The following is an 18,798-nucleotide window of genomic DNA, read 5'->3' as shown; positions in this document are numbered from 1 at the left end:
GGCGCCTGCGGCGACGTAGTTACCCCTGCCACTCCGTGGTGCCGGCAGCAGTTGCCTTCCGCTTGCGCGACCACTTCACGAAGAACGGGTACGCGAAGAGGAGCACCGCGCAGGCCATGAAGAAGGCGGAGATCGGCCGCTCCACGAAGATCAGCGGATCGCCCTGAGAGGACAGCAGCGACTGGCGCAAGGAGCGCTCGGCGAGCGGCCCCAGAACGATCGCCAGGACCGCCGGCGCGACGGGGTAGTCGAGCTTCCGCAGGAGATAGCCGACGACCCCGAAGAGGAGCATCAGCCACACATCGTGCATCGTCTGCGTCGGGGCGTACCCGCCGACGATGCAGAGAATGAAGATCACCGGCGCGAGGATGGTGAACCTCAGCGTCAGCACCCGGGCGAAGACCGGGATCAGCACGATGTTGGCGATGAGCGTGAAGAGGTTCGCGACGTAGAGCGAGCCGATCAGGCCCCACACGAACTCCGGGTGCTCGGTGAAGAGCAGCGGGCCGGGGCGCAGGCCCCAGATGATCATGCCGCCGAGCAGGATCGCGGTGGTCGGCGATCCCGGGATGCCGAGGGTGATCATCGGCAGCATCGAACCGGTGGACGCCGAGTTGTTCGCCGATTCGGGCGCCGCGACACCCCGGATGTTGCCCTTGCCGAAGCTCTCGGGATCCTTCGAGAAGGCCTTGGTGAGGCCGTAGGCCATCAGCGAGCCGGGCGTGGCGCCTGCGGCGGGCAGGATACCGACGAAGAAGCCCAGGAAGCCGCTGAAGCTGGCGGGGACCAGGTACTCCTTGAGGCGGCCGACATGCTCCTTGATCGAGTGCAGACCGGCCCGCACCTTATGGACCTGAACGTCGCCCTTCGTCTGCTCGAGCGTCCAGAGCATCTCGCCGATGCCGTAGATGCCGATGGCGAGAATCAGGAAGTTGATGCCGGCATAGAATCCCGTGATGTCGAAGAAGATGAGCCGCGGCCGGCCGGAGATGATGTCGAGACCGATCGTGGCCAGCACCAGGCCGATGGCGATCGAGAAGATCGTCTTCGGGATGTCGTCGCCGCCCAGGCCCACGAAGGTCGCGAAGGCCAGGAGCATCAGCGCGAACTCCTCGGCGGGGCCGAAGCGGAGCGCGAAGGAGGCGAGCGGCAGCGCGAAGAGCGTGAAGAGCACGACCGAGATCGTGCCGCCCACGAAGGAGGCGACGGCGGCCGTCATGAGGGCCTGGTCGGCCTTGCCGGACTGCGCCATCGGTCTGCCGTCGAACACTGTCGCGACCGCTGTCGACGCCCCTGGTATCCCCAGTGTTATCGACGACACGGCCCCCCCGTACATGGCCCCGTAATAGACGGCGGCCAGGAAGATGATCGCCGTCTCGGGCGGGACGATGAACGTGACCGGCAGCAGGATCGCGACGCCGTTGACCGACCCCAGCCCCGGCATCGCGCCCACGAAGAGGCCGATAACGCAGCCGATGATCAACATCGTCAGGTTGAAGGGCTCTAAGGCCTCGACGAGGCCCCCGAGCAGTGAGGGGATGATCGTTTCCATGTGTTTTGCCTTTAGCGATTCCGCGGCCGGGGCGCGCTTCCGCGCCCGCACGGCCCTCGGGCTGAGCGCCGCTCAGTACATGAGGTCGTAGATCGGGTAGAAGAGCGGCTCCGAGATGCCCTTCGGCAACGGGACCGTCATCAGGATCTCGAAGAACATGAAGATGAAGACCGGAATGCCGATCATCAGCGCGATCGTCAGCAGCCAGGAGTGGCCGCCGAGAATCCTCAGGTAGAAGAACAGAAAGGCGATCAGCGAGAGATAGAGGCCGATATACGAGGTGCCGAGCAGCAGAAAAAACAGGGCCGCGACGGTCACGCCAACGATCTGGAAGGTCTCGCGGTCGATGAACGGCTCGTTGGAGCGGGATTGCGGCGTCTTGCCGGCCCACGCCCGGTAGAGGGTCGTCAGGGACGACAGGAGCATGATGAGGGAGAGCCAGAATGGCCAGAAGCCGGAGCCGGGCCCGTTCCCGGGGATCCAGCCGATGGACAGGCCGTCGGTACTCTTCCACATCAACCCAATCGAGCCCAGAGCGAGCAGGAACGCTGCGGTGAACTCTGCCATGCGCACGGTCATGGCATCCTCCTTGAAATGACTGAGACGCTCTTTGCGCGCCGCTGCCGGACACAGCTCTCCCGTCGGCGGTCAAGCCGCCCGGAAAAACACTGCCTTCGGATACTTCAGGTCCGCCTGCGAAAAAGGGGATGCCCAAGGCACCCCCTCTCCGCGATGGACTTACTGGCTGACGATGGCGTCAGCACCCACCTGGTCGATCAGCGCCTTGTGACGCTCGATGTTCGTCTGGTGGAACGCGGCGAGATCCTCGCCAGCGACGAACTCGTCGCAGGTCAGGCCGTCAGAGGCGCAGAAATCCTGCCACTCCTGGGAGTTGAAGAGCTCTTCGAACAGGCTGATGTACCACTGCTGAGCCTCCTCGGACATCCCGGGAGGGCCGTTCACCGAACGCTGCATGAAGTACACGATGTCGTGGCCGAGCTCCTTCGCCGTAGGAACGTCCGGATAGGCTTCCATCCGCTCCTCGGTGAACTGCACGATCGGCTTCGACTGGCCGGCGCGGTAGAACTCGTTCTGCTCGGCCGGGTTGTTGACCGTCGAGTCGTGGTGCTTGCCGACGAGGTTCTTCGCCACGTCGCCGCCACCGGGATACGGAATGTAGGTGATGTCCGCCCCGAACTCGGCCTCGATCATCGCCGTGAGGATGGAATCCTCCTGGCCGGTGCCGGTGCCGCCCATCTTCCAGTTGCGGCCCTCGGCCTTGATCTTCTCGCCGAACGCCTCGAGAGAGTCGATTTCGGAATCGGCGGGGACCCAGAGCAGGAAGGTGTCGATCGCCATGCGCGCGATCGGCGTGAACTCGGCGATGTCGACGCCGAGGTTCTCCTGCACGAGCGGCGTCGTGTAGAAGCTGTTCAGCGTCACGAGCAGCGTGTGGTCGTCGCCCGCCTTGTCGTGCATGTAGCGCAGCGCTTCTGCGCCCGAGCCGCCCGGCTTGTTGATCGGGATGAACGGACGGGGCGAGAGATCCTTCTGCTGGATCAGACCCTGCATGAGGCGGGCGATCTGGTCGGCGCCGCCGCCCGTGCCGGCCATGATGATGAACTCGACCGGCTTGCGCGGCTGCCACTCTGCCGCCGCCTGCTGCACGGTCCCACCGAGGAACGCCGCCCCGGCGATAGCCGCCAGGCCGAGTCCGAGCGCGGACTTTCGGATAGTTCGCATAAATTTTCCTCCCGAATACCGGGCAACCACTGCCCGGTCTTCACCCAACAACCGGCCGCCGTTATTTCGCCGCGAGCGCTGCCGACGCTCTCAAGTTGCGGTTTCCTTGCGGCCGCCAGTGCTTGTGCCGAGACCTCTTCTGGTATTTGGTCTTTGGCATCCCAGAGTTTGGGTGCGTCGACCTGTCGCTGTCAAGCGGCAGGTGACCAAACGGTAACAAAGTTGTCCGGCCCTGCCGAGCCAAATCCGCGAAAAGCGTATGGCCGACGGGAGTCCGGACCCAAGAGAAGGAGATGGGAGGGACGATGAAAATCTGCATCTACGGCGCCGGCGCGATCGGCGGCTATCTGGGCGCGATGCTGGGGCGGACCGACGCCGAAGTCTCGCTGATCGCGCGCGGCGCCCACCTCAAGGCCATGCGGGAGAACGGCCTGACGCTGCTGATGGACGGCGAGTCGACGACCGTCTCCGTGAAGGCGACCGACAACCCCGCGGAGCTCGGCCCGCAGGACTACGTCATCATCGCTCTCAAGGCGCACCAGGCGTGGGAGGTCGCCGACCAGATGACGCCACTGCTCGGGCCGGATACCGCGGTGGTGACGGCGCAGAACGGCGTTCCGTGGTGGTACTTCTACGGCTTCGAGGGCCAGTACGCCAATCTCCGGCTGGAGAGCGTCGATCCCGGCGAGCGCCAGTGGCGCGCGATCGGCCCCGAGCGGGCGATCGGCTGCACCGTCTATCCGGCCACCGAGGTCGTCGAGCCCGGCGTCATCAAGCATATCTACGGCGACAAGTTCGGGCTCGGAGAGCCGACCCGCCAGGAGACGGACCGCGTCCGCGTGCTGTCCGAGCTGTTCGAGGCCGCAGGCCTCAAGGCCCCGATCAACCCCGAGATCCGCAACGACATCTGGCTGAAGCTCTGGGGCAATCTCTGCTTCAACCCGATCTCGGCGCTCACCCGGGCGACGCTGGACGTCGTCGCGACGGATCCGGGCACGAGGGCCCTCGCCCGCAACATGATGCTCGAGGCGCAGACGATCGGACGGCGGATCGGCGTGCATTTCCGGGTCGACGTCGAGCGCCGCATCAACGGCGCCGCGAAGGTCGGCGCGCACCGCACCTCGATGCTCCAGGACCTGGAGAAGGGCCGGCAGCTCGAGATCGACGCCCTGCTGACCTGCGTGCAGGAGATGGGCCGGATGGTGGCCGTCGACACCCCGCACATCGACGCGGTGCTGGCGCTCGTGCAGCAGCTGGGCCGCACGCAGGGCCTCTACCCGGTCTACCCCGAGCCGAACGGCGACACGGCCATCGGCGTCGACTGATCCCCTCACCGTCTGCCGATCATCTTCACGGGCGCCGGGCAACCGGCGCCCGTTCTCGTTCCACAACCCGCGGACGCTCCGCCAGAGAGGTCTGACGGGGGAGATGCCCCGACCGTGCCATGCACAAAATGTTGGGTCGCCCTTCCGATTTTTCATGGGCTACAGGGCCCTCCCCCTCTTGTGCATCGCAACAGAGAGAGTATGTATCGTGGCATCTGGTATACCACAGTTGACAGGAACGACGAGATGATCGATACCCGCTGGAACGCCGCCGACACGTTCGAGACCGCGTACCCCAAGGCGCCCTTCTCGGAGCTGGTCCGGCTGGCTCTCGTGCTTGGTGCCGCGCTCCGTGTTCGGGCCGGTGACAGCAAGGCTCAGCAGGGCGTCGGCGGCTTCGCCGGTCACGCCGCGTCGTAAGGCCGAACGAGGATCTGACGGCGGTCGGCGCGACCGCGGCAAGGGTTTTCCCAAGCGCTCTCCTCCCGAGCGCCCTAGGCGCGCTTGCACTGCCGGCAAGCGCGCCTTTTTCATTGCCGCTCTGCTTGCTGCACTGCGTAAAAGAGCGCGGAAGTCTTCGCAGCCGCACCATTCAATTTGCTCGACAACATCGCGAGCCACGACCTATGGTATTTGGAATACCAGCGTCGGTCGTCACAGGACGAATTGAGAACGGACCTCTACGACAGGTCGAGCCGACGACGGGGAGGAAGCAGCCAGAGCCATGAACCTGCATGAATTTCAGGCCAAGGAAATTCTAGCCAGGCGGGGCGTGCGTGTCCCGGCGGGGCGGATCGCGTGGAGCGCCGAGGAAGCCGAGGCGGTCGCCCGCGAGCTCGCCGCACAGCGCTTCGCCGTCAAGGCTCAGATCTTGGCCGGCGGCCGGGGACAGGCCGGCGGCGTCAAGTTCGCGGCGACGTCGGACACGGTGCGGAGCGCCGCCCAGAGCCTCATCGGCTCCACGCTCGTGACCCGCCAGACCGGGCCCGAGGGCCGCAAGGTCAAGCGCGTTTACGTCGAGGAGGCGGTCTCCACCTCGCGAGACATCTATGTGGCGGCGCTGGTCGACCGCCGCGCCGGCTGCCCGATGCTGATCGGCGTCTCCGAGGGCGGTGAGGACGTCGAGGAACGCATCGCCCGCGACGAGAACGCCGTCCGCCGTCTTCCCCTCCCTCTCGACGGGTCGCAGCCGGCGGAGGACGATCTCAGGGACTTCGCCGCCTCGCTCGTCGGGCAGGACGGCCCGGTGGAGAAGGCGGTCGACATCCTTCGCGTGCTCGCGTCGGCGCTCGGCGAACTCGACGCGACGCTCATCGAGATCAACCCGCTGGCGCTCACCAAGGGCGGCGACCTCATCGTCGTCGACGCGAAGCTGACGCTCGACGACAACGCGCTCTTCCGCCACCCCGACCTCCAGGCGCTGCGCGACGAGGACGAACAGGACGCGGTGGAGTTCGAGGCTCAGCGCCACGACATCAACTTCGTGCGGATGGACGGCGACATCGGGGTCGTCGTGAACGGCGCGGGCCTCGCGCTCGCGACCCACGACATGCTGCGCGACGCAGGCGGCGCCCCGGCGAACTTCATGGATATCCGCACGACCGCCACGAGCCTGCAGATCGCCAAGGGCATAGGCCTTCTCCTGGCGAACCCGGGCGTGAAGGTGCTCCTGATCAACGTTCACGGCGGCGGGATGACGAGCTGCGACACGATCGTCGAGGCCCTGTCGATCGCGATGCGCTGGTCGGGACGCAGAGTGCCGGTCGTGTTCCGCGCCGCCGGGCAGAACGCCGGCTATGCCGAGAAGATGATGGTGGACCGGCGGATCCCCCACGAGGCGGCGAAGACCATCCAGGATGCGGTTCGGCTCGCCGTCGCGCAGGCAGGCAAGCGGGCAGCGTGATGGCTATTCTCGTCGACCCAGATACCAAGGTGATCGTGCAGGGCATGACCGGCCGGGCCGGCACGTTCTACACCGCCCAGATGATCGACTACGGCACCCGCGTCCTGGGCGGCGTGCGCCCGGGCAAGGGCGGCCAGCGCCATCTGATGCTGCCGGTTTTCGACAGCGCCAGGCAGGCCCGCGCGGAGACCGAGGCGAATGCGAGCATCGTCTTCGTGCCGGCCGAGCGCGCAGCGGCGGCGATGATCGAGGCGATCGAGGCGGAGCTGGACGTCGTCGTCTGCGTCACCGAGCGCGTGCCGGTGCACGACATGCTGAAGGTGCGGGCGGCGTTGCGCGGCTCGAAGACGAAGCTCGTCGGCCCGAACTCGCAGGGCGTGCTGTCGCCCGGCAGCTGCAAGCTCGGCGTGATGGCGACGGTCGACGCGAAGAAGGGCCCGGTCGGCATCGTCTCCCGCTCGGCCTCCCTCACGAGCGAGATCGTGGCACAGACGACCGCGGCCGGGATGGGCCAGTCGACCACGATCGGCATCGGCGGCGATCCGGTGCACGGCATCGGCTTCTCCGACTGCCTCGAGCTCTTCATGGCGGACGAGGACACGAAGGCCGTGGTGCTGATCGGCGAGATCGGCGGCTCCGACGAGGAGGAAGCGGCGGAGTACCTGTCCCGCAACAAGGCGACGAAGCCGGTGATCGCGCTCGTCGCCGGCCGCCACGCGCCACCCGAGCGCCGCATGGGCCATGCCGGCGCGTTCCAGATGTTCAGCCGCGGCGATGCGGCCGCGAAAATCGAACGGCTGCGAGAGGCGGGGGTCATCATCGCCCCCGACGCGCAGTCGGTTGCCCCGAAACTACGAGAAGCTCTGACGGAAAAGGTTTCATGACGGAACTGACCACCGACGCGACCAAGGCGGACAAGAAGCGCGCCCACCACCCTGGCTCCGGACGGCGCAAGGCTCCGGTCTTCAACAAGGGCCGCGTGCTCGCTCAGGAGGAGAAGGACAGGCTTCTCGAGATCCTGGGGCCCGGCGAACGCCAGCGCGACATGCTGATCGAGTATCTCCACAAGATCCAGGATGCCGAGCACTGCCTGCCCGCCGGCCTCCTGCACGCGCTCGCCGAAGACATGCGCATCCCGATGGCGGAGGTCTACGAGGTCGCGACCTTCTACGCACATTTCGACGTGGTGCGCGACGGCGAGGAGAGGCCCGAGCCGCTGACCATCCGCGTGTGCGAGAGCCTGAGCTGCGCCTTGGCGGGCGCGGAGAGGCTCTACGATGAGCTGGGTGCCGCGAACCTGAAGAACGTGCGGATCGTGAAGGCGCCCTGCATGGGCCGCTGCGACCTCGCGCCGACCTGCGAGGTGGGTCACAACCACATCGACCACGCCACCGCCGAGACGGTGGCCGAGGCCGTCGAGCACGGTCACACCCATCCCGTCGTCCCGCTGTATCGCGACTTCGACCAGTATGTGGCCGAAGGCGGCTATCAGGTTCTCGCGCGCTGCCTATCCGGTGATTTGACGGTCGAGAGCGTCATGGAGACGCTGCTCGACGGCGGGCTGCGCGGCCTCGGTGGCGCAGGGTTCCCGACGGGCCGCAAGTGGGGCTTCGTGCGCGCCGCCTCGAAGCCGCGCCTGATGGCGGTGAACGGCGACGAGGGCGAACCCGGCACGTTCAAGGACCGCTACTTCCTGGAGACGAACCCGCACGCCTTCCTCGAAGGCATGCTGATCGGGGCGTGGGCGGTGGAGGCCGAAGCCGTCTACATCTACCTCCGGGACGAGTACCCCGTCGCCCGCGAGATTCTGCTCGCGGAGATCGCGAAACTGAACAAGACCGAGTTCGCCAAGCACACGAAGATCTGGCTTCGCCGCGGCGCGGGCGCCTATATCTGCGGCGAAGAGTCGGCGATGATCGAGTCGATCGAGGGCAACCGCGGCTATCCCCGCCACCGCCCGCCCTACGTGGCGCAGGTCGGCATCTTCAACCGCCCGACCCTCGTGAACAATGTCGAGACGCTCTACTGGATCCCGAAGATCCTCGAGAAGGGCGCCCAGTGGTTCGCCGACCACGGCAAGAACGGCGCCAAGGGCTTGCGCTCCTACTCCGTCTCCGGCCGGGTGAAGAACCCCGGCGTGAAGACGGTCGCGGCCGGCACGACGGTGCGCGAGCTCATCGAGGAGCACTGCGGCGGCATGCTCGACGGCCACGAGTTCAAGGGCTACCTGCCCGGCGGCGCCTCGGGCGGCATCCTGCCGGCCTCGATGGGCGACCTGCCGCTCGAGTTCGGCGTGCTGGAGCCGCACGGCGCCTTCGTCGGCTCGCACGCGGTCGTCATCCTGTCGAACCACGACGACATGACCGACGTTGCGTTCAACCTGATGCACTTCTTCGAGACGGAGAGCTGCGGCCAGTGCACGCCGTGCCGCAACGGCACGGAGAAGGCCCGTCGGCTCATGGCGCAGAACAGGTGGGATCTTCCGGCGATGGAAGACCTGTCGAAGGTGATGCGCGACGCCTCGATCTGCGGCCTCGGGCAGGCCGCGCCGAACCCGCTCATCTCGGTCCTGAAGTTCTTCGAGGAGGACGTGAAGGCCAGAGGCGAGCGCCCTGAGGATTTCCTCGCCGACCGCACGCTGGGCGACGCCCCCGCCCCCGGTGGCGAGGAGCGGGCAAAGGTCTGAGGTTTCCGGTCCGGAGTGGCCAGAACAATCGGTCCTGGAGAGAGACCAGAACAATGACAACCGACGCAAAGACGATCACCTTCACCCTCGACGGCAAGAACGTCGAGGCGCGGGAAGGCGAGACCATCTGGCAGGTGGCGAAGCGCGAAGGCACGCGCATCCCGCATCTGTGCTACCTCGACAAGCCCGGCTACAGGCCGGACGGCAACTGCCGTGCCTGCATGGTCGAGGTCGAGGGCGAGAGAACCCTCGCCGCATCGTGCATCCGCACGCCAACGGAAGGCATGAAGGTGTCGACGGACACCGAGCGCGCCCAGAAGTCGCGCGAGATGGTGTTCGAGCTCCTGCTCGCCGACCAGCCCCAGCGCACCGAGGCCCACGATCCCAAGTCCCGCTTCTGGGACTGGATCGACGAGATGGGCATCGAGGAGAAGGGCTCGCGCTTCGGCGAGCGCCCGCACCCCGAGACCGACAACACCCATCCTGCGATCGCGGTCAATCTCGACGCGTGCATCCACTGCGGCCTGTGCGTGCGCGCCTGCCGCGAGGTGCAGGTGAACGACGTGATCGGCATGGCCTATCGCGGCCACGAGGCGAAGGTCGTGTTCGACTTCGACTTCGGCATGGGCGAATCGACCTGCGTCGCGTGCGGCGAGTGCGTGCAGGCCTGCCCGACCGGCGCCCTCATGGAGTCGAACCTCCTCAACGAGGAGCAGGTCAGGACCGAGTTCGAGGACTCCCACGTCGACACGGTGTGCCCCTATTGCGGCGTCGGCTGCCAGACGCGGGTCTACAAGAAGGGCGAGGAGGTTCTCTACGTCGACGGCCGCGACGGGCCGGCGAACGAGAACCGGCTCTGCGTGAAGGGCCGCTTCGGCTTCGACTACATCCACCATCCCGACCGCCTCACCGTGCCGCTGATCCGGCGCGAGGACGCGCCGAAGGACGCCAAGATGGAGCTCGACCGGGTCTCCATGTGGAAGGTCTTCCGCAAGGCGACCTGGGAGGAGGCTCTCGAGAAGGCGGCCTCGGGCCTGAAGAAGGTCCATGAGCGCGACGGCGGCAACGCCATCGCCGGCTTCGGCTCGGCGAAGTGCTCGAACGAGGAGGCCTATCTCTTCCAGAAGCTGATCCGGCAGGGCTTCGACACGAACAATGTCGACCACTGCACCAGGCTCTGCCACGCCTCGTCGGTCGCGGCCCTCATGGAGGGGCTGAACTCCGGCGCGGTGAGCGCGCCGTTCACGGCCGCCGAGGATGCCGAAGTCATCATCGTGATCGGCGCCAGGCCGGCGGAGAACCATCCCGTCGCCGCGACCTACCTGAAGCAGGCCGCGAAGGCCGGCAAGGAGCTGATCATCATGGATCCGCGCGGCCAGTCCTCGGGTCTCGGCCGGCACGCGACGAGGATCCTGCAGTTCAAGCCGGGCACCGACGTCGCGCTCCTGAACGGCATGCTGCACACGATCGTCGAGGAGAACCTCTACGACGTGCAGTACGTCCAGGCGAACACGGAAGGCTTCGAGGAGCTCAAGGAGCACGTGAAGGCCTTCCCGCCGGAGAAGATGCAGGAGGTCTGCAACATCCCGGCCGAGACGATCCGCGAGGTCGCCCGCGTCTACGCCAAGTCGACGGCGTCGATCATCTTCTGGGGCATGGGCATCTCGCAGCACGTGCACGGCACCGACAACTCGCGCTGCCTGATCTCGCTCGCGCTCACGACCGGCCAGATCGGCCGTCCCGGCACGGGCCTGCATCCGCTGCGCGGCCAGAACAACGTTCAGGGTGCCTCCGACGCGGGTCTCATCCCCATGGTCTACGCCGACTACAAGTCGGTCGAGGACCCCGAGGTGCGCGGCATGTACGAGGATTTCTGGGGCAAGGAGCTGAACCCCAAGAAGGGCCTGACCGTCGTCGAGATCATGAACGCCATCGAGGCGGACGAGATCAAGGCGATGTACGTGATGGGCGAGAACCCCGCGATGTCGGACCCCGACCAGAACCACGCGAGGGCGGCACTCGCCCATCTCGAGCACCTGGTCGTGCAGGACATCTTCCTGACGGAGACCGCCTACCACGCCGACGTGGTGCTGCCCGCCTCCGCGCATGCGGAGAAGTGGGGCACGTACACGAACACGAACCGCCAGGTGCAGATGGGCCGGCCGGTCGTGAAGATGCCGGGCGAGGCGCGGCAGGACTGGGAGATCACCCGCGACATTGGCAAGGCGGTCGGCCTCGACTGGACCTACCAGCACCCGCGCGAGATCTTCAACGAGATGGCGCACGTGATGCCCTCGCTGAAGAACATCACCTGGGAGCGCGTGGACCAGGAAGATTCGGTCACCTACCCCTGTGAAGGGCCGAACGTCCCGGGCAGCGAGATCATCTTCACCCAGAGCTTCCCGACGACGTCGGGCCGCGCGAAGATGACGCCCGCTTCCGTCACGCCGCCGGCGGAGCTTCCCGACAGGGACTATCCGCTGATCCTGACTACGGGACGCCTGCTCGAGCACTGGCACACCGGCGCGATGACCAGGCGCTCGGACAATCTCGACATGATCGAGCCCGAGGCGATCGTCTGCCTCAATCGCTGGGACATGAAGCGGATGGGGATCGACGCCGGCGACAAGGTGCGCGTCTCGACCCGCCGCGGCTCGATCGAGCTCTACGTCCGCCAGGACCGCGACGTGCCGGAGGGCATGGTCTTCATCCCCTTCTGCTTCGCGGAAGCCGCGGCGAACTTCCTTACGAACCCGCAGCTCGATCCGATGGGCAAGATCCCGGAGTTCAAGTTCTGCGCGGCGAAGATCGAGCCGGTGCAGGAACTGCAGACGGCTGCGGAATAACGATCCCGGCGTCAAGTCGGTAGCACTTCGGCTTGCGCGGGGTCGCCCCGCGCAGGCAAATTTCGGGACGCCGCCATCCGAAGCGGCGCCCGATCATTCTGGGAGGAAGAGAGAACATGGCGATCAAGGATCTCGCCGTCGCCTACAACGCCAGCGCGAACGCGAACGCGGCCCTCAAGATGGCCGTGCAGATGTGCAAGAAGTACGGAGCGGCGCTGACGGGGCTCTACGCCCGGGCGCCGATCCGCTTCGAGGGCAACGTGCAGCGCTGGATCTCCGACGACATCATGGAGAGCCTGCGCAGCGCCGAGAACGAGACGGCGAAGGAGATCGGCCAGAAGTTCCGCGACCAGGCGTCGGCCGAAGGCATGACCGGCAGTATCGAGTTCGTGAGCGACGAGGGCCTGCCCAACGCGGTGATCGCCCGCCAGGCCCGCTACCACGACCTCCTGCTGCTCGGGCAGTTCTCCGATCCGAGTGACGCCGGCCGCAACGTGCGGGCGGAGGATCTCGTCCTGCGAGCCGGGCGCCCTCTCCTCATCGTGCCTGTGAACTACGAGGTCAGGCCCTTCGAGGAATATGCGGTCGTCGCCTGGGACGGCAGCCGCCCCGCGGCCCGCGCGCTGTCCGACGCCATGCAGATCCTCGAAACGAAGCGCCGCATCGACGTCGTGAGCGTCACTTCCGGCGACGGAAACGGCACGAAGCGGGTCGACAACGTCATCACCCATCTGAAGAAGCACGGCGTCGACGCACGGGCGGTTCCCCTCAAGGCGACGCGCGAGGGCGTCGGCGGCACGATCCTCGGCTATTGCACGGAGCAGAAGCCCGACATCCTCGTGATGGGCGCCTACGGCCACGCGAAGCTGCGCGAGGACCTGTTCGGCGGCACGACGCGCCACATCCTCGAGCACATGAACGTGCCCGTCGTGATGTCTCACTAGAGACCTGGGCTATCTGACGAAGAAGGGGCGGCTCCTGGCGGGCCGCCCCTTCTTCGTCAGTGGGAGAGCGCGTGGCAGGGCGAATGCGCGACCTACGACGTGCCGCCCCACACCTCGTCGAGGCGCGCGTCGCGGCCGCAGCTCAGCCGGTAGAACTTATACTGCAGGGGGTTCTTCAGGTAGTAGTCCTGGTGGTAGTCCTCGGCCGGGTAGAAGGTCGCGGCGTCCAGGACCGGCGTCACGACTTCCCGGCCGAGACGCTGTTCCGCCTTCGCCTTCGATGCCTCGGCGGCCTGCCGTTCCGCCTCGTCGGCGACGAAGATGGCGGTGCGGTACTGGTCGCCGCGGTCGCAGAACTGGCCGCCCGCGTCGAGCGGATCGACGGTCGGCCAGTAGGCCTCGACGAGAGACTCGTAGCTGACCCTCGAGGGATCGTATTCGATCTTCACCGCCTCGTAGTGGCCGGTGCCGCCGGACGAGACCTGCCTGTAGGTCGGGTTGTCGACCTCCCCGCCGATATAGCCGGAGGTCGTCGCGACGACCCCCTCGACATGGTCGAAGTCGGATTCGGTGCACCAGAAGCAGCCGCCGGCGAAGATCGCCGTCCGCGTCTCCTGCGCGACCGCCGTGCCGCCACCGAGGCCGGCGGCGACGACGCCCGCGGCGAGAAGGCTGCGCAGGGCGCTCATGCCGCGCCGCCCGCCGAGGCCGGCTTGAAGGTCATGGCGACGCCGTTCATGCAGTAGCGCAGACCGGTCGGCTTCGGCCCGTCTTCGAAGACGTGGCCGAGATGGCCGCCGCAGTTCGAGCAGTGGACCTCGGTGCGCGTCATGAAGAAGGAGCGGTCCTCGGCCGTTCCGACCGCGCCCTCGATCGGCGCGTAGAAGCTCGGCCAGCCCGTGCCGCTCTCGTACTTCGTCTTCGAATCGAAGAGCGCCTGGTCGCAGCCGGCGCAGTGGAAGATCCCGTCCCGCTTCTCCGCGTTCAGCGGGCTCGTGCCGGCACGCTCCGTGCCGTGATCGCGCAGGATCCTGTACTGCGCCGGAGTGAGCCGCTCGCGCCACTCCGCCTCGCTCAGCTTGAACGGAAACTCCGTGTCCGCGGCGGCGCTCGCCTTGCCGGAGAACAACCGCCATCCCGTGAATGCAGTGCCCATGGCGACCCCACCCATCAGCAAATGCCGTCTGTCGATCATCGGTGGCTCCCTACGGTATCGCATTCCGCCCCGGTCAGGGCAGTGCCACATGCGGATTATACGTAGGGGGGAACGTGGCGGATTGCACGGCACGTTCCCCTCCCGCGATGTCACAGTCGCGTCACCCGCTCCGCCGCCTTACGGGCGCGCGAGGCTCTGCCTCAGGGGCTCCGCGAGATCGCCGGAGGGCTCCACCACGACCTCGCCGAGGCCGAGCCAGTCGGCCATCCGCAGGAGCTCGCCGGCCAGCCGCTCGGCCGTCTCCCCCGCATCGGCCCCCTCCTCGAGATGGGTCGCGTTGCCGCGGAGTACGCCCGCCTGACGGTCGGCCTTCAGGCAGATGCGGGCCACGATCCTCTCGTCGAGGAGAAAGGGCAGGACGTAGTAGCCGTAGAGGCGCTTCTCGGACGGCGTGTAGATCTCGAGGCGATAGCGGAAGCCGAAGAGGCGCTCCGCCCGTGGCCGCTCCCAGACGAGCGAATCGAAAGGAGACAGAAGCGCCGCGCGGTCCTTCAGCCGTGGCGCGCGGGCGGCGGGATCGAGATAGGCCTCCTGCTTCCAGCCCTGCACCTCCGCCGGGACGAGGCTCCCCTCCTCCACCATCTCCCGAACGCGCGCCTTCGCGTCGGCGAGCGGCAGGCGGAAATAGTCGCGCAGGTCGGAGAAGGTCGCGACGCCCATGGCGCGGATCGCGGTGGCGAGGAGCGCACGCTGCGCCGCCGCGTCGTCCGGCGTTGGCGCGCCGACGATCTGCGGCGGGAGAACCCGCTCCGGCACGTCGTAGACGCGCTCGAAGTTGCGGCGGTCGGCGACCGTGATCTCGCCCGCCCAGAACAGGAACTCGAGCGCCCGCTTGCCGTCGCTCCAGCCCCACCAGGCGCCGCTGGCCTTCCCGCCCTCGGAGAGCTCCGACGCCGTGAGGGGCCCGCGCTCGCGGATCTCCTTCAGCACGGCGGAGACATAGTCGGGACGGTCGGCCGCGAAGCCCGCGAGCCCGCCATAGATGCCCTCCCCTCTCGCGGCCCGGGCCATCCGCCACCTGAGGTTCGGCTGCTGCTCGAGCGGGATGAAGGAGGCTTCGTGGCCCCAGTACTCGAACAGGCGACGGCGCCGCCCGTGCGTCAGGCGGTCGAGGATCGCGCGGTCGTAGGGGCCGAGGCGGGAGAAGAACGGCAGGTAGTGCGAGCGGCTGAGGACGTTGACGCTGTCGATCTGCACGAGGCCGACACGGTCGAGGACCCGCACGAGGTGGCGCGCCGTCGGTTCGCCCGGCGGCAGGCGGTCGGCGAAGCCCTGCGCGGCCAGCGCGATGCGGCGGGCCTTGCGCGGCGACAGGCGTTCGGGAGCCGGGGTCATCGGGTCGGGCATAGCGGGGAATGGGGCGGCCGGCAATCCGATATCGGAGGTCGCGCCCCCGGATGCAAAGCCGATCCGACCGTGCTAGGCCTCGCGAAACGGCCCGTGCGGCAGCGCACTTCCCGCCAGTCCGAGGACATGAAGATGCAGACGCGTCCGAACATTCTGATCCTGATGGTCGACCAGGCGAACGGAACCTTCTTCCCCGACGGGCCGGCCGGGTTCCTGCACATGCCGCACCTGAAGGCGCTGGCCGAGCGCTCGACCCGCTTCGGCAACAGCTACACGGCGAGCCCTCTCTGCGCGCCGGGCCGAGCCTGCTTCATGTCCGGACAGCTAATCTCGCGGACAGGCGTCTATGACAACGCCGCGGAGTTCCCCTCCGCCATCCCGACCTACGCGCACCATCTGCGCAAGGCGGGCTATCACACGTGCCTGTCGGGCAAGATGCACTTCGTGGGGCCCGACCAGCTGCACGGATTCGAGGAGCGGCTGACGACCGACGTCTATCCCGCCGATTTCGGCTGGACGCCCGACTACAGGAAGCCCGGCGAGCGGATCGACTGGTGGTACCACAATCTCGGCTCGGTCACGGGCGCGGGCGTCGCCGAGATCACGAACCAGATGGAGTATGACGACGAGGTCGCCTACCACGCCGAGCGCAAGCTCTACGACCTCTCGCGCGGCCGCGACGACCGGCCGTGGGCCCTGACGGTGAGCTTCACCCACCCGCACGACCCTTACGTCGCGCGGCGGCGGTTCTGGGACCTCTACGAGGGCTCTGAGCACCTGGTGCCGGAGGTGGGCGCGATCCCGTTCGAGGACCAGGACCCGCACTCGCAGCGGCTCTACAGGGCGAACGACTACACGAAGTTCGAGATCCTCGAGGAGAACGTGCGCAAGGCGCGGCGCGGCTATTTCGCGAACCTCTCCTATCTCGACGAGAAGATCGGCTCGATCCTCGACGTCCTGAAGCGCACGCGGATGGACGGGAACACGATCGTCGCCTTCACCTCCGACCACGGCGACATGCTGGGCGAGCGCGGCCTGTGGTTCAAGATGAGCTTCTACGAGGGCTCCGCCCGCGTGCCGCTTATGATCTCCGCGCCGGGCCTCGAGCCGCGCCACGTGAAGTCGCCGGTCTCGACGATCGACATGGCCCCGACGCTCTGCGACCTCGCCGGCATCGACATGGGCGAGATCAGGCCGTGGACGGACGGGCACTCGCTCCTGCCGCTCGTCAACGGCCACGAGCGCCCCGAGCCCGTGTTCATGGAATATGCCGCGGAAGGCTCCTACGCGCCGATCGTCTCGATCCGCGAGGGCAAGTGGAAGTTCAACCACTGCGAGCTCGACCCGCCGCAGCTCTTCGACCTCGAGGCCGACCCGCAGGAGATGACGAACCTCGCAGCCGACCCCGCCCACGCCGAGACCGTGCGGGGATTCCAGGCGAAGGTCGCGACGCAGTGGGACATGGCGCGCTTCGACGCCGAGGTGCGCGAGAGCCAGGCGCGGCGCTGGGTCGTCTACGAGGCGCTCAGGAACGGCGCCTACTACCCCTGGGACTTCCAGCCGCTGCAGAAGGCGTCCGAGCGCTACATGCGCAACCACATGGACCTGAACGTGGTGGAGGAGAGCCAGCGTTTCCCGCGCGGGGAGTGAGGGGCGGCATTCCGCAAGCCGGGGCGCTTTCCGCCGACGGCACCGGGCGCTAGTATCATCGCGTGAACGAGGATCGCCGCATGGGCCCGCTTCGGCTGAAGGACCGCGACGAGGACCGCCTCCGCAGGCTTGCCCAGGCGCGGGATGTGGAGCCCGACCAACTGCTCCGCGAAGCCGTCTCGCAGTATCTCGAGCGGGAAGAGGCTCGGCAGGGCTTTCTGGCCGAGGCCCAATCCGCGCTCGAGGACTATCGGCAGACCGGAACGCATCTCGAGTTCGCGGATCTGGAGTCCTGGTTCGAGAGCTGGGGGGAGAGCCGGGAGACGAAGCTGCCGCCGTGGCGCAGCTAGTTCTTTCGAGGCTTGCGGTCGCCGGCCTGGAGCGCTGCCGGACCTTTCTGGAGGCCCGAGATCCGGAAAGCGGGAAATCGTGATCCCTTTCGGCAGAAGCGGCTACGCCGCCCTCTACACCTATCTCGAAAGCGACGACCGGGTGGTGATCCTGGCATTCCGGCACCAGCGGGAGGCGGGGTATTGATGGCTTCCGCCCGCAACCGTCGCCCGGACCGACCGACATGAGCCTCCTCGACGACCTCCTCGCTCTGAACCGCCCGCTGCTGGCGGACGGCGCGACCGGCACGAGCTACTTCGCCCGCGGACTGGCGTCGGGGGATCCCCCCGAACTCTGGCTGACGGAGCACCCCGAGCGGGTGAAGGAGGTGCATGCGGAGTTCGTCGCCGCCGGCTCCGACATCATCCTGACGAACAGTTTCGGCGCGAACGCCTTCCGCCTGAAGCTCCACGACATGCAGGACCGGGTGTTCGAGCTGAACCGGCGGGCGGCGGAGCTCGCTCGCGAGGTCGCCGACGCCGCCGGCAGGCCGGTCGCCGTCGCCGGTTCCGTGGGGCCGACGGGCGAGCTCTTCGCGCCGCTGGGCGCGATGACGTATGACGATGCCGTCGCGGCCTTTACCGAGCAGGCCAAGGGGCTGAAGGCTGGCGGCGCGGACATTCTCTGGATCGAGACGATGTCGGCGCCCGAGGAGGTGAAGGCGGCGGCGGAGGCCGCGGCCGCCGTCGACATGCCCTACTGCTTCACCTTCTCATTCGACACGGCCGGCCGAACGATGATGGGCATGAAGCCAACGGACGTGCCGGCGCTCGGGGCCGAGTTGCCGGGGCGGCCGGTGGCGATGGGCGGGAACTGCGGCGTCGGCGCGCCGGACCTCCTCGCCTCGATGCTCGCCATGAGGGAGGCGGCGCCCGGCGCGGTGCTGATCGCCAAGGGCAACTGCGGCATCCCGCAGGTGCACGGCGACCACCTCGAATACTCCGGCACGCCGGAGCTGATGGCCGACTATGCGCGGCTGGCGGTCGATTGCGGGGTGCGGATCGTCGGCGGCTGCTGCGGCACGACGGCGAGGCATGTCGCCGCGATGGCCGAGGCGCTCGCGGGTCATGAGCCCGGGCCGCCGCCGACGATCGACGAGATCGTCGCGCGGCTCGGCCCGACGCTGATGAAGCACGCCCATGACGGCGAGGCGCCGGCCGGGCGCACGAGGCGCAGCCGGCGCCGGGACTGAGGGG

General features: G+C 67.5%; 16 protein-coding genes. 10 read left to right on the top strand and 6 right to left on the bottom strand.

All coding sequences use genetic code 11. From position 1 onward, the window contains the following. Nucleotides 1-19: 19 nt before the first annotated feature. The 3 genes from N177_RS02515 to N177_RS02505 all read right to left on the bottom strand — a co-directional run bounded on the left by N177_RS02515 (nt 20) and on the right by N177_RS02505 (nt 3,295). Nucleotides 20-1,552 carry a tripartite tricarboxylate transporter permease gene (locus tag N177_RS02515; protein WP_023430651.1) on the bottom strand — a complete coding sequence of 511 codons (1,533 nt, stop codon included), beginning with the start codon at nt 1,550-1,552 and terminating at the stop codon, nt 20-22. 72 nt (nt 1,553-1,624) lie between these two features. Beyond that, the gene (locus N177_RS02510; protein WP_023430650.1) at nt 1,625-2,131 is read right to left on the bottom strand and encodes a tripartite tricarboxylate transporter TctB family protein; all 507 of its coding nucleotides are present in this window, start codon (nt 2,129-2,131) and stop codon (nt 1,625-1,627) included. Between the two features lie 159 nt (nt 2,132-2,290). Next, entirely contained in the window at nt 2,291-3,295 is a 1,005-nt protein-coding gene (locus N177_RS02505; protein ID WP_023430649.1) for a Bug family tripartite tricarboxylate transporter substrate binding protein, read from the bottom strand. Between the two features lie 305 nt (nt 3,296-3,600). Here N177_RS02505 and N177_RS02500 point away from each other — a divergent pair, with 305 nt between their 5' ends. The 7 genes from N177_RS02500 to N177_RS20405 all read left to right on the top strand — a co-directional run bounded on the left by N177_RS02500 (nt 3,601) and on the right by N177_RS20405 (nt 12,999). Beyond that, entirely contained in the window at nt 3,601-4,620 is a 1,020-nt protein-coding gene (locus N177_RS02500; RefSeq protein WP_023430647.1) for a 2-dehydropantoate 2-reductase, read from the top strand. A gap of 246 nt (nt 4,621-4,866) precedes the next feature. After that, the gene (locus N177_RS21540) at nt 4,867-5,040 is read left to right on the top strand and encodes a hypothetical protein (RefSeq protein ID WP_023430646.1); all 174 of its coding nucleotides are present in this window, start codon (nt 4,867-4,869) and stop codon (nt 5,038-5,040) included. A gap of 304 nt (nt 5,041-5,344) precedes the next feature. Beyond that, nucleotides 5,345-6,523 carry an ADP-forming succinate--CoA ligase subunit beta gene (gene sucC / locus N177_RS02495; RefSeq protein ID WP_040485025.1) on the top strand — a complete coding sequence of 393 codons (1,179 nt, stop codon included), beginning with the start codon at nt 5,345-5,347 and terminating at the stop codon, nt 6,521-6,523. After that, the gene (sucD, locus tag N177_RS02490) at nt 6,523-7,407 is read left to right on the top strand and encodes a succinate--CoA ligase subunit alpha (protein WP_040485024.1); all 885 of its coding nucleotides are present in this window, start codon (nt 6,523-6,525) and stop codon (nt 7,405-7,407) included. Before sucC ends, sucD begins: the two co-directional genes overlap by 1 nt. After that, complete coding sequence (locus tag N177_RS02485; protein ID WP_023430643.1) at nt 7,404-9,209, top strand: NAD(P)H-dependent oxidoreductase subunit E; 1,806 nt, start codon at nt 7,404-7,406, stop codon at nt 9,207-9,209. The genes sucD and N177_RS02485 overlap by 4 nt, the downstream gene beginning before the upstream one ends. Nucleotides 9,210-9,262: 53 nt before the next feature. Then, nucleotides 9,263-12,055 (top strand): formate dehydrogenase subunit alpha, encoded by a 2,793-nt coding sequence (fdhF, locus tag N177_RS02480; RefSeq protein WP_023430642.1) that lies wholly within the window; start codon nt 9,263-9,265, stop codon nt 12,053-12,055. A 116-nt stretch (nt 12,056-12,171) separates the two neighbouring features. Next, nucleotides 12,172-12,999: a universal stress protein gene (locus N177_RS20405; RefSeq protein ID WP_023430641.1), complete on the top strand. Its 828-nt coding sequence runs from the start codon at nt 12,172-12,174 to the stop codon at nt 12,997-12,999. A gap of 92 nt (nt 13,000-13,091) precedes the next feature. Here N177_RS20405 and msrA read toward each other — a convergent pair whose 3' ends face one another. From msrA to N177_RS02460, 3 genes are all read right to left on the bottom strand, one after another. Further along, nucleotides 13,092-13,688 carry a peptide-methionine (S)-S-oxide reductase MsrA gene (msrA, locus tag N177_RS02470; protein WP_023430640.1) on the bottom strand — a complete coding sequence of 199 codons (597 nt, stop codon included), beginning with the start codon at nt 13,686-13,688 and terminating at the stop codon, nt 13,092-13,094. Further along, nucleotides 13,685-14,194 carry a peptide-methionine (R)-S-oxide reductase MsrB gene (gene msrB, locus N177_RS02465; protein WP_023430639.1) on the bottom strand — a complete coding sequence of 170 codons (510 nt, stop codon included), beginning with the start codon at nt 14,192-14,194 and terminating at the stop codon, nt 13,685-13,687. Before msrB ends, msrA begins: the two co-directional genes overlap by 4 nt. Nucleotides 14,195-14,332: 138 nt before the next feature. Then, the gene (locus N177_RS02460) at nt 14,333-15,550 is read right to left on the bottom strand and encodes a winged helix-turn-helix domain-containing protein (protein ID WP_040485047.1); all 1,218 of its coding nucleotides are present in this window, start codon (nt 15,548-15,550) and stop codon (nt 14,333-14,335) included. Between the two features lie 144 nt (nt 15,551-15,694). On the opposite strand from N177_RS02460, the gene betC reads away from it, so the two are divergent. From betC to bmt, 3 genes are all read left to right on the top strand, one after another. Continuing rightward, entirely contained in the window at nt 15,695-17,212 is a 1,518-nt protein-coding gene (gene betC / locus N177_RS02455) for a choline-sulfatase (RefSeq protein ID WP_040485046.1), read from the top strand. Nucleotides 17,213-17,292: 80 nt separating this feature from the next. Next, complete coding sequence (locus N177_RS20890) at nt 17,293-17,562, top strand: CopG family ribbon-helix-helix protein (RefSeq protein ID WP_023430636.1); 270 nt, start codon at nt 17,293-17,295, stop codon at nt 17,560-17,562. Nucleotides 17,563-17,786: 224 nt separating this feature from the next. After that, nucleotides 17,787-18,794 carry a betaine--homocysteine S-methyltransferase gene (bmt, locus tag N177_RS02440; RefSeq protein WP_023430635.1) on the top strand — a complete coding sequence of 336 codons (1,008 nt, stop codon included), beginning with the start codon at nt 17,787-17,789 and terminating at the stop codon, nt 18,792-18,794. Nucleotides 18,795-18,798 lie beyond the last annotated feature (4 nt).

The organism is Lutibaculum baratangense AMV1 (assembly GCF_000496075.1).
GTDB lineage: Bacteria > Pseudomonadota > Alphaproteobacteria > Rhizobiales > Tepidamorphaceae > Lutibaculum > Lutibaculum baratangense.
Note: the sequence above shows the minus strand (reverse complement) of the source record. Positions and strands in the feature narration are given on the sequence as shown.